Origin of the sequence: Bradyrhizobium canariense (assembly GCF_019402665.1) — a bacterium.
In the GTDB taxonomy this organism is placed as follows: Bacteria; Pseudomonadota; Alphaproteobacteria; order Rhizobiales; family Xanthobacteraceae; genus Bradyrhizobium; species Bradyrhizobium canariense.
Genome location: NZ_VSST01000061.1, coordinates 1 through 10,793 on the forward strand (window position 1 = coordinate 1; position 10,793 = coordinate 10,793).

Below are 10,793 nucleotides of genomic sequence, written 5' to 3' on the forward strand. Positions count from 1 at the left end.
CCAAGGAAACGCTGAACTAGCACTACTTTGGCAGAATCTATTTGCGCCAGTGTTTTTCAAGGATTTGTTTTCGGCAGTATGGACACCGTTGAGGCGGCGGCCGAAGGATGAGATCGACGATGGCGTGACGTACGGCGGGCATGGTTGGCTGAGGCGGAGGTCCGTTGATTCTTTTTTTTCCGCCCCGCGTCTGCGAGGCGACGATGTTGCAGGAAGGCGTAGGCGATCATTGTCATCAGGGCGTGGCGATGAAGACCCTGCCATGATCGCCCTTCGAAGTGATCAAGTCCAAGCTCTTCCTTCAACTGTTGATGCGCCTGCTCACAAATCCATCTTGCCTTGATGGTGGCGGCTAGTGTGCGCAGATCCGTCGCCGCAGGAAGATTGGCAAGATAGTATTTCTTCTCCCCTGAGGCACGTTGCTCGCCAATGAGCCAAGCTTCGTCGCCGGGGAGATGCTGCTGACCCTTATCCCAAATCCGCTGAGGAGGGCCGTCGGCCGTGCGGACACGGAGAGCGGCAAATCGGGCTTTCAGCCGACCTTTCGTCCCGCTGCGCCAACTCACGGTTTTCCATTTGGCGCTGGCCAGCATTCGTTCTGCCGCAATCGATAAGATATCGGGCACATGGTGCTTTCGTGGTTTCCCGCGGACTTTGGTAGTCGGCCAAATGAGCTTCACATCGACCGGATACACCTTCAGGTGCCGAGGGATGCCGACAGCCCAGGTCAGCCCGCGCTCTGTTAGCCCTTGTCGAAACGGTGCGCTAAGTCCGTATCCTGCATCCGCCAGCACACATCCAAGCGCACGTTGGCTGCCATCGCACGGTCAATCTCGGCCAAAGCAATTTCCGGCTTGGTCCGTGGCGTTCGGTGTTCGACTGGCACGCGAGCGCGCTTCAAACGAGGTATGTCGCTTGTCCAGCTGTCAGGCAGAAAGAGACGTAACGCGACCATCACTGGCACTTCGCCGCGCGCAAGCGTTAAAGATACCAGCGTTTGACAATTTGCAGTTTTACCGAGAGCCGACGCGTATTGAGCCGCAACACCGACCGAGCGCTCACCTTTTTTCGGCAGTGAGGTATCATCAATAACCAGCACCGCATCCCTGCCGCCGACAAGTCGGTCCGCCTGGTTGAGCAGCTCTGTCTCCAGCGGCGTCGCGTCCCAGACACCGTCCGCAATGAAATGATGCAGCTGGTCGTAGTTGCCCGTGGCAAGGCGCTCCGCCATCGGCTGAACGCTCTTGCGATCGCCAGGACCGATCAATCCCGCAACATACAGAGGACACATCCGCTGCCGAGTCTTATGACCCAACCGGTCCAAGAACGGCATCAGCCAGCGTTCGAGTTCGTCTTTCCATCCCGCCATGGTCAGCCCTCCAAGAGCCGACCACCCATGAATCATTGAAAAATTGATTCGGGAATCCTATAAATCAGGACAAAACCGGTAATCTGCCAAAGTAGTGCTAGTTCGCACGTCGGACAAACCGAAAGGCCCACCCGCGAGATCAAATGTAACCGGTATGAGCTCCCACGTCCGCAGGATTAGCGGGCGCGTGCGTAGCGGATGGGCATCCAGTGCTGGCGCAGGGCCTCGACGACGGCTGGGATATCGAGGTAGGCGTTACGGAGGAAATCCTCGGTCTCGCGGCCGCTTCGCGGCGACCCGAGCAGCGGACGGCCTGATCGTCGCGACAGTGCAGCAGGATGGGCAGCAGCAGGCCGTGATTGACGTTTCTGGCGTCCAGCAACGGCGCCCACACCGACAGCCTGAGCCGTATCGCGGCATAGAAGCCCTGGCACCATGGACGCGCATCGATATTGCCATTGGCTTCACGCCGGTGCATCGGCGCGAACTGGCGAGGCGTGGTCGAAAGGATCTGGCTGATCTCGTTATGACGCAGCACAACGGCGGAAATCGCCGCGAACTCCGGGGTGCCGCCGTGGTTGAAAGCATCAGCATCGATGGCGAGCAGCGGGCAGATCCAGTCGAGTGGGCTCATTGACGCCGGTCCAGCCACGATCGCGGCGACGTAGCCATCGAGCATGGGAATGCTGGTGGCGGCAGGATGCCAATCGACGCGAGCCTGCAGCCACCGCTCGAGTTGAGTTCCTCAAGCGGCATCGCGGCGGCCGCCATCGACGGCGCGGCCTTATGGCGGCGCGAGCTCATGCCACGGCCTGTGCGGTACGCTGGCGCGCCGCCTTCCAGTTCCAGGCCAGCAGCTCGTGCAGCTGATGGCTCTTGGTTCGCCCGGACACGATGCGCTCCAGCACGTCGGCCAGGTAGGCCTGCGGATCGAGCTCATGAAGTTTTGCCGTGTTCACGATCGAGGCCAGGATTGCCCAGCTCTCGGCACCGCCCTCGCTGCCGCTGAACAATGAGTTGCGTCTTCCCATGGCAATCGGGCGCATGGAACGCTCGACCGCATTGCTGTCGACCTCGACGCGGCCGTCGCGGAGAAACAGCGTCAACCCGTCCCAATGGTTAAGCGCATAGTTGATCGCCTCTGTCAGCTTCGACTGCGAGAAGAGCTGGTCGACCATGGCGATCAGCCGCGCCCTGAGCGCCTCCATCAACGGAGCGGCCTTGGTGCGGCGGGCGGCCAGCCGCTGCTCCGCACTGCTGCCGCGGATCCCTGCCTCGATGGCATAGACCGCTTGCAGCCGTTCGATCACCTCGCGCGCGAACGGCGACTGCGTCGTTTTGAATACCTCGACGAATTTGCGTCGGGCATGGGCGAGACAAAAGGCGAGCTGGATCGCGCCGCCGTGACCGCGGGCGAGCGCCTTGTAGGCGGCATAACCGTCCACCTGCAGAATGCCGGAAAAGCCCGTCAATTGTCTGGCGATCTCCTCGGTGCCGCGGCCGTCGGCGAACACATAGGCAACCGCCGGCGGCGAGTGCCCGCCCCAGGGGCGGTCATCCATGGCATGCGCCCAGAACTGGCAGATGCGGGGGCGATGTCGTCCGGGATCGAGCACCGGCATCGGTGTCTCGTCGCAGAATACCCGCGTCGCGGCCTGGATCATCCGCAGCTGCAGCTCATAGAGGCTTTTGAGCCACCAGGCGGCGCGCTTCACCCAGCCGGCGAGCGTCGCACGGTCCAGCTGGATGCCCTGGCCGGCAAGGATCTGCACCTGCCGGTACAGCGGCAAATACCAGGCGAACTTCGAAACCACCACGTGGGTCACCAGCGCCGTCGACGCCATGCCGCCCTCGATCAAGCGCGGCAGCACCTTCGCCTGGACCACGCCATCGGTGCAGCCGCGGCAGCCGTATTTGGGACGGATCGTGCGCAGCACCCGCAGGATCGCTGGAATCACGTCCAACACCTCGCTGATGTCCTCGCCGATCTTGTGCAGCTGGCCCTGGCAGCACGGGCACGCACTCGTCTCCGGCTCCAGCACCTGCTCACAGCGTGGCAGGTGCTTAGGCAGCGCCCCAATATTGCGGCGCGCCTTCTTGCGCGGCTTATCAGACGGCTTCGCCGCAGGCGCATCGTCGTTGGCAGCGGCAGGCGGGGTGGCGCCGGTCTCAAGGTCATCAAGCTCAAGCGCGAGTTGCTCGGCCACGAGCGTGGCAAGCCGCTCCGAGCGCTTCCCAAAGATCATCTCATTGAGCGTCCGCATCGCCACGCGCAGCTTCTCGTTCTCGGCGTCAAGCGCGAGCACCATCTCGGTCAGAGCCGCCGTATCGCTCGGGAGGGCATCGGGGCGAATCGCCATGAATAGACGATACATCCGCGCGCCACATGCTCCAGCGAAATCCTCGCTTCTCAGCCAACAACCGCCGGCTGCTTCACCGGCTTGGGTGAGACACGCGTCCACTCGAGTCCGTCGAGCAGCATCGCGAGCTGTGTCGCACTCAGATGCGCCACGCCATCGCGGATCGGCGGCCAAGTGAAACGCCCTTGGTGCAACCACTTCGTCACCAGCACCATGCCGCTGCCGTCCCACGCCAGAAGCTTCACTCTGTCCATGCGCTTGCTGCGGAACACAAAGACGTCGCCACAATACGGGTTCGCGCGCAGTGCTTCGCTCACCAGCGCCGACAGCGTGTGGACCGACTTGCGAAAGTCGACCGGCTGCGTCGCAAGCACCACCTTGAGGTCGGAGCGTAGTGCAATCACCGGATACCCCGAAGCGCCGACAGTACCGTCGAAAGTGTCGCCAGCTCCACGCCCGGCTCGACCCGGATGCGCGCCCCACTCAGCTCGATCTCGATCACCCCGCAGGCCCTGGTCGGCGAGGCGGAGATCTCCAAAGGCCTCGTCTGTGCCGGCGAAATGCGCTTGGACTCGTCGGCCGTCTCGCCTTCGCTCTCGGCACCAATTTGGATCGGCACGAAGCTCGGCGCCTTGCCGGCCACCACCGCCGCAACCTGGCGGCGCCACACCGTGAGCAGCCCGCGGGAAACGCCATTGCGTCGCGCCACCTCGGAGATGTTCGCACCTTCTTCAAAGCTCTCCGCCGCGATCCGGGCCTTCTCCTCGCCCGTCCATCGTCGCCGCCGGCGCTCCCCGGTGATTACCTCGACGCGACGATAGGAATCGCCTTCATGCCTGGCATCAAGCATGGCATTTGCCATCGTTCCACCTCCAAACGAACCGCTCATGCCAGGCTGTATCGCGCGCAAGCCGAGGGATGGCTAGGTGGGGGCGTCACGCCGGTTACGATCAAATGGATCATTTGGTTAGCCTCTGGTAACGAGACGCGATCTTCCCCCAGACCCGGCAGCGCCCGGAAAGTACCAACTGCATGTCTAGAGCCCACTCCGCAAATTTGAACAGGTCGACAAGTGGAGTTTCTGCCTCCTAACGGGCACGCTGTTGCCGGCGAGTCAGGAGCGACGAACAGCAGACGGGCACGCCGGAACCACACACCGGCCTTTTAAGGCGAAGGTGGCGCTTGCCGCCTCACGGGCGACCGGACGATGAGCTCAGCTGGCCGAGCACTTTGACGTCCACCCAATCAGATTACGATGTGGAAGGCGCACTGGAGGGTGGCGCTTTCGGAGTTTTTGGGACTGGCAGCGCTGCGCCGGCCACGCCTGGGACCGATGTGAAGTCGCTGCATGTCAAACGCCATCCGGAACTGCCCCCCTTTGCGTCATGAAGAACTGCAGCCACCATCTGGGTTATGATCTCGGTTGAAGATTGTTTCCGACGGTGACCGACCGGAGGGCCGTCACCGTCGGGTCGACGCCTTGATGAGGCGCTCTTGCGCTTGGCTCGGAGCCTATAGCTGTAGCCGCGGATCGTCAGCACGTCGCTGTGGTGCAGGAGCCGATCGAGGATGGCGGTGGCGACCACGGTATCACCGAACACGTCAGAGTACCCCTATTCTCGAGCGGGTCGTGTCTCACGTCACGATCACTGACCCGCATCATTTTCTGTTCGGGCACCGGCTTGAGGTGCTGAAGGAGCGGTCGGGGCGCGGTCCGGCCTACGTCGTTGTCGCGCTGCCGGACGGCCGGCCGCGGGCGGTTCGGATCGCGTCGACTGATCTTGTCGAGACGATAACTTCTGGCCCGAACGCCGCCGATCTGCCGCGCATCAGCGCACGTACGCTGATCCCATTGATGCAACATTTGAGCGCGAGTCTGAGCCTTCTTGACAAGAAGGTGATTCGCGATGACCCACCGACCGCTTCTAGGTCGCGTTGCGTATCGACCCATGCCGACGTTGGCAAATCCACCCGGCCGTCCGACGGACGACATTCCGCGCCTGTGGCCGAATCTGTCCACCGCGACGCAAACTCAGATCGCTCAAATCCTCGCCACGCTGCTGCGGCGGATGCAAGCGGCTCCTGGCACGCCCGGAAGGGGACTGGGTCGTGCTGATCAGCTTGAACGTCGCTGACGAGCGGCTCACGACTGCGCACCGAGCCAAGTTGGCCTATGTTTACGTGCGGCAGTCATCCGTGAACCAGGTGCGCCAGCATCAGGAGAGCACGGAGCTGCAGTACCGCCTCGTCGATCGCGCCATCGGTCTGGGCTGGCCGCCGGAGCGCGTCCAGGTCATTGACGAGGATCTGGGCAAGTCCGGTGCTGGCGGTGTGGATCGTCATGGCTTCCAGAAGCTCATTGCCGAGATCGGTCTTGGCAACGCCGGTCTTGTGGTGAGCCTGGACGCTTCTCGCTTGGCCCGCAACAACCGGGACTGGCATCAGTTGCTCGAACTGTGCTCGGTGTTCGGTGTGCTCATTGCGGACGGGGAGCGGCTTTACGATCCGCGCGCCTACCACGACCGCCTGCTGTTGGGCTTGTCCGGCATCATGAGCGAGGCGGAGTTGCATCAGCTTCGGATGCGCCTTCACCAAGGGGAACGCCAGAAGGCGGCGCGGGGCGAACTGCGGCTGCCTCTGCCAGCCGGGCTCGCCTATGATCGCGCCGGCACGATTATTCTCAATCCTGATGAGGAGGTACAGGCCCGTCTTCATCTCGTTTTTGCCAAATTCCAGGAACTGCAAAGCGCCCGCCGTGTGATGCGGTACTTGGACCGGAACGGATTGTCCTTGCCGGTTCGGCCGCTGTTTGGACCAGCTCCACACGAGACGGTCTGGCGTGTGCCAGATAGTGCACGCGTCCTTAGTATCCTTCAAAAATCCGGCTTATGCTGGGGCGTATGTTTATGGCCGCCGGCAAAAGGATCCGAGCCGATGCCAAGCGGGATCGCTGACGGGAACGGTCAAGGTGGCGATCGCCGACTGGGCGGTTTGCCTCCGCGCTGCTCACCCGGGTTATATCAGCTGGGAGGAGTTCATGGCCAACCAGCGGCGACTGGCAGATAACGTTGCCCACTTTGAGGCAGGACACGCTGGCGTGCCGCGCAAGGGGGCAGCCCTGTTACAAGGAATTGCGATCTGCGGCCGTTGCGGACGGCGCATGAGCATGCGCTACACTGGCCCGAATGCCGACTATCCGGTCTATTGCTGCCGGTCGGATCGGGATCAGGAAGGCAGTGCAGTGTGCCAGGAAGTCCGGGCCTTAGCGGTTGACGCCTTGGTCCAGCGGGTGGTCATCGACGCTCTGCTGCCGGATCAGATTGAGATCGCACTCGCGGCGGCGAACCAACTGGAGCAGGAGAGCCGCCAGCTCGAGCGCCAATGGGCGCTTCGCGTAGAGCGCGCCCGCTACGAGGCCGAGCGCGCTCGACGTCAGTATGACGCCGTAGAGCCCGAGAACCGTCTCGTGGCGCGCTCACTTGAGCGGGCTTGGGAAGGGAAGCTGCGTGCCGTCGAGGCGGTCGAGCAGGAGCATGCGCGTTGGCGTGGGCAAGAGCCGCTTCTGATTGGCCCGGTGGAACGCGCAGGGCTACAAGCACTCGGCGAGAACCTGCCGCAGATTTGGAACGCGGCCACCACGTCGACGGCCGATCGCAAGCGCATTTTGCGATTCGTCATCCGCGAAGTCGTTCTTGATCAGAAGCGGATCCGAGGTCAGGTGTGGCTCAAAGTCGTCTGGCAGACCGGCGCAACCAGCGAGCATCACGTGCAAAGGCGCGTTCACACCTACCGCAATTACATCGACATTGATCGATTGCGGCAGCGGATCGTCGATTTGAATGCTGAACACAAAAATGGATGCCGAGATCGCGGCAATACTCAACCAAGAAGGCTTCGTCGCCGCCCGAGGCTGCGCCTTCAAAGGCGAGAACGTCTGGCTGTTGCGCACCCGCTGGGGCATTCCCACCGTCAAGATCAACGGCGTGGACCAGAATCCCATGCACTGGCCCGACGGCAGCTTCTCGATTCAGGGGGCAGCGGCTGAGCTTGGATTAACCCCGCAAACAGTGTTCGATTATCTTGCGCGCGGATTGCTGACAGGTCGTCAGTTAGCCAAAGGTCAGCCATGGCAGATCGAGCTCTCAGACGAACAAATCAGTCAGCTTCGTCATCGGGTACGACGCACCAAGCGGTCGAAGAAGGAGGCATCATGAAGTCATCGGCTCGGCGAACACGATGCCCCATTCGGCAACGCTGCGGTTCGACGTGATCAGCGTGGCGCCGGTTTCCTAGCGCCTACTGACCACTTGGAAGAACAGATGCCGCGTCGGGTTCCAGCGGAAGATAGCCGAGCTCGTCGACGATCAGCAGCTTTGGCTTCGATAGGCGAGCAGTTTCTCGTCCAGACGCCGTTCGCCATGAGCCTTGGCAAACGCCCGCGACCAGCGTCGCCGTGGTGAACTGCACCTTGTATCCGGCCAGGATCGCCTCTCTCCCCAGCGCGATCGACAACTGCGTCTTGCCGACTCCGGGCGAGACAGCGTCAGAATGCCGGGTCTCCGGCGTTCGTGACTGTCGGCCCGGAGGCGTCTCAAACCGCGTCCTCGCCAAAGCCTCCGCCTTCAGCTCTTGACGATAGGGCTGCACGGTGCGCTGCAGCGTTCGCCGGTTAACTGCCAAGCCTTTCTCCGCCAACAGGTCCTGGCGCACCACATCGGCTGCCGCGATGCCGAATGAGCCTCTCGCGCAGCCAGCCCAAGGCCGGCGAGCTGCTTCTTCCGCTCAGGCGACTTGAACGGCTTCACACCGCCCGTCGCGACATAGTCCTTGACCGTGTGATGGCTGCAGCCCAGCTCGCGGGCAATCCGCTCAGACCCCACCCGCACGCCTTCAGGCGCAACATCTCCGCCACGTCATCCGGCGTCTTCATTACCTGCTCCCGTGGATCAATCCACGACGAGCCTTCAGTGATTCGTTCCTGGTTCATTCGCTCTCTCCTCGGCTATCCAAGGAGGGGGTCAATTCCTCATGGGCCGGGGGGGCAGCTTTCCATGACGCGCGACACGCTGCACGCCAAGATCGGGGAGCTGGACGCTGGAGAATGATTTTTGGCGGGCTCACCAAGGCGGGGTTTGCTGAGCGCAAAGCGATGATCGACCGCCAGCGCATCTGTCGATCACCGAGCAGGCGGAGGTTTGCAGATGGGCCGCGGCAGCGTTTATTACCTGCCGCGACCGGTGCCAGATGCCGATCTCGCGATCATGCGGCGTCTCGACCGGCTGCATCTGGAGTTTCCCTTCGCCGGTTCGCGCATGCTGAGAGGGTGCAAGATCGGCAGCCGGCATGTGAAGACGCTCATGCGGCGGATGGGATAGAGGTGCTCTATCGCCGTCCGCGCACCACCGGGCCAGAGCCCGGCCACAAGATCCATCCATACCTGCTGCGCGGCACGGAGATCACGCGGCCGGACCAGGTCTGGGCGATGGACATCATCTACATCCTGATGGCGCGCGGTTTTGCCTATCTCGCGGTCGTGCTCGATTGGGCAACCCGTCGTGTTCTGTCGTGGCGGTCGATCACCATGGAAGCAGCCTTCTGCGTCGAAACGCTGGAAGATGCCTTGGCTCGTCACGGTAAGCCGGACATCTTCAACACGGACCAGGGTTCGCAGTTCACCGGACAAGCTTTTACCGGCGCGCTCGCCGACAACGGCATCGCGATCAGCATGGACGGCAGGGGCGCATGGCGGGACAACGTGTTTATCGAACGGCTCTGGCGCAGCATCAAATACGAGGAGGTGTGCCTACGGGCCTATGATAGCGTCAGCGAGGCGCGCAGCTCGATCCGCCGATATTTCAACTTCTATAACAGCAGGCGTCCCCATTCCGCGGGCGATCGTCAAGCGGCGGCCAGCTGGCCATCGGCCAGCCCTCGCTCGACACCGCTGCACCGTCTGATGTGGACTCCAACGGTCTTTGGCCCACTGCGCAAAACGAGCGATTTCCGCGATATGCCAGCAGCATCTGCGCCTGCGACACCCGGCTCGCCAGTTCAGCTCTCGACCGAGAAAGAGCCGCCAATGTTGCTATCTCTTCAGATCGCCAACTCGACGGCTCGCCGCCATCCAGCCATGATACAGCTCCTCGTTTCGCCGACCGCAAACGAGAAATCCGCCAGCTACCCGTCCGTTCCACCCATTCATCCTGCTCCTGCATCTCAGGTTTCGTGGAATCGATCGTCTAGTTCAGCGTTTCCTTGGTTCGAATCATATCAGGCGGCGTCGGCGAGTTTGTAGGACTGAGGTATGAATGACAGGATGGCGATTGACGTCGTCGATGCCAGCCATGATGCGCTCCTTGAGTTCGTGCTTTGAGGCCACCCGGATATGGCGCAGGACTGACGGGCGAACTTGGAGAAGAACCCCTCGATTGGATTGAGCCACGAGCCGTGCTTGGGGGTGAAGGTGAGTTCGAAGCGTCCAACCGGTCGAGTGGCGAGCCAGGTTCTGGTTTCTCTCGATATGTGCGCGGAATGATTATCGAGAATCAATTTGATCGCAGTGTTCGGCGGATAGGCGGCATCGACAAGCCTGAGGAACTCGATGAACTCTCGACTGCGGTGGCGGTCTTTGACAAGGGCGTGGACCTTGCCAGTCAGCAGATCAATCCCAGCCAACAAGCTGAGCGTGCCGTGGCGCTTGTATTCATGATCGCGCGCAAAGGTGGCGTGGACGCCAGGCTTGGGCGGCAAATCCGGCGCTGTCGTTGCGATGGCCTGGATTGCCGGCTTCTCGTCGCAGGAGACGATCGTCACCGGCTTTGCCGGTCGTTTCCCTTGGCAGAGGCTTTCTTCAGGACGTGGACTTCGCGATAGACGCACAGGACCTCCGCCATCTTCCGTTCGAACTCGGCGTCGCGATTTTCAAGATAGTAGCTCACCTTGTGCGGCTTGATTTCCTCTTGGCCGAGGATCTTGCACACCGTGCCCTGGACCACGCCAAACACGCATGCCCTGCCGCCGGCCCCTGTTCGCGCGCATGGCGCGCCAAGAGCCGCGTCGTCCAC

General features: G+C 62.1%; 7 protein-coding genes and 6 pseudogenes. 4 read left to right on the forward strand and 9 right to left on the reverse strand.

What is annotated here, in order from left to right; translation table 11 throughout:
- Positions 1-56: 56 nt before the first annotated feature.
- The 6 genes and pseudogenes from FXB41_RS30085 to FXB41_RS42185 all read right to left on the reverse strand — a co-directional run.
- Positions 57-1,405, reverse strand: a pseudogene (locus FXB41_RS30085) (IS701 family transposase).
- Positions 1,406-1,508: 103 nt separating this feature from the next.
- Positions 1,509-2,048, reverse strand: a complete 540-nt coding sequence (locus tag FXB41_RS30090) for a UPF0149 family protein (RefSeq protein WP_246649344.1) — start codon at positions 2,046-2,048, stop codon at positions 1,509-1,511.
- A 121-nt stretch (positions 2,049-2,169) separates the two neighbouring features.
- Positions 2,170-3,729, reverse strand: a complete 1,560-nt coding sequence (tnpC, locus tag FXB41_RS30095) for an IS66 family transposase (protein ID WP_219684373.1) — start codon at positions 3,727-3,729, stop codon at positions 2,170-2,172.
- A gap of 50 nt (positions 3,730-3,779) precedes the next feature.
- On the reverse strand, positions 3,780-4,133 hold the full coding sequence (tnpB, locus tag FXB41_RS30100; RefSeq protein ID WP_219684374.1) for an IS66 family insertion sequence element accessory protein TnpB: 354 nt from the start codon (positions 4,131-4,133) through the stop codon (positions 3,780-3,782).
- Positions 4,130-4,591: an IS66-like element accessory protein TnpA gene (gene tnpA, locus FXB41_RS30105; RefSeq protein ID WP_219684375.1), complete on the reverse strand. Its 462-nt coding sequence runs from the start codon at positions 4,589-4,591 to the stop codon at positions 4,130-4,132. Before tnpA ends, tnpB begins: the two co-directional genes overlap by 4 nt.
- Before the next feature lie 628 nt (positions 4,592-5,219).
- Positions 5,220-5,339, reverse strand: a pseudogene (locus FXB41_RS42185) (ATP-binding protein); the annotation flags it as partial.
- A gap of 595 nt (positions 5,340-5,934) precedes the next feature.
- Between FXB41_RS42185 and FXB41_RS41090 the strand changes: the two are divergent.
- From FXB41_RS41090 to FXB41_RS30120, 3 genes and pseudogenes are all read left to right on the forward strand, one after another.
- Positions 5,935-6,294, forward strand: a pseudogene (locus FXB41_RS41090) (recombinase family protein); the annotation flags it as partial.
- A gap of 286 nt (positions 6,295-6,580) precedes the next feature.
- A pseudogene (locus tag FXB41_RS41095) lies at positions 6,581-6,736 on the forward strand (hypothetical protein); the annotation flags it as partial.
- Between the two features lie 30 nt (positions 6,737-6,766).
- A complete protein-coding gene (locus FXB41_RS30120; protein WP_219684377.1) occupies positions 6,767-7,774 on the forward strand; it encodes a recombinase zinc ribbon domain-containing protein in 1,008 nt (335 codons plus the stop codon).
- A gap of 251 nt (positions 7,775-8,025) precedes the next feature.
- Here the strand turns inward: FXB41_RS30120 and FXB41_RS30125 are convergent, their stop codons facing one another.
- Positions 8,026-8,409: an ATP-binding protein gene (locus tag FXB41_RS30125; protein WP_246649347.1), complete on the reverse strand. Its 384-nt coding sequence runs from the start codon at positions 8,407-8,409 to the stop codon at positions 8,026-8,028.
- A 158-nt stretch (positions 8,410-8,567) separates the two neighbouring features.
- On the opposite strand from FXB41_RS30125, the pseudogene FXB41_RS30130 reads away from it, so the two are divergent.
- Positions 8,568-9,625: pseudogene (locus FXB41_RS30130) on the forward strand (IS3 family transposase); the annotation flags it as partial.
- A 374-nt stretch (positions 9,626-9,999) separates the two neighbouring features.
- Here the strand turns inward: FXB41_RS30130 and FXB41_RS30135 are convergent.
- Positions 10,000-10,542: an IS630 family transposase gene (locus tag FXB41_RS30135; RefSeq protein ID WP_219684378.1), complete on the reverse strand. Its 543-nt coding sequence runs from the start codon at positions 10,540-10,542 to the stop codon at positions 10,000-10,002.
- Positions 10,539-10,793, reverse strand: a pseudogene (locus FXB41_RS42065) (hypothetical protein); the annotation flags it as partial. The pseudogene FXB41_RS42065 and the gene FXB41_RS30135, both read right to left, overlap by 4 nt.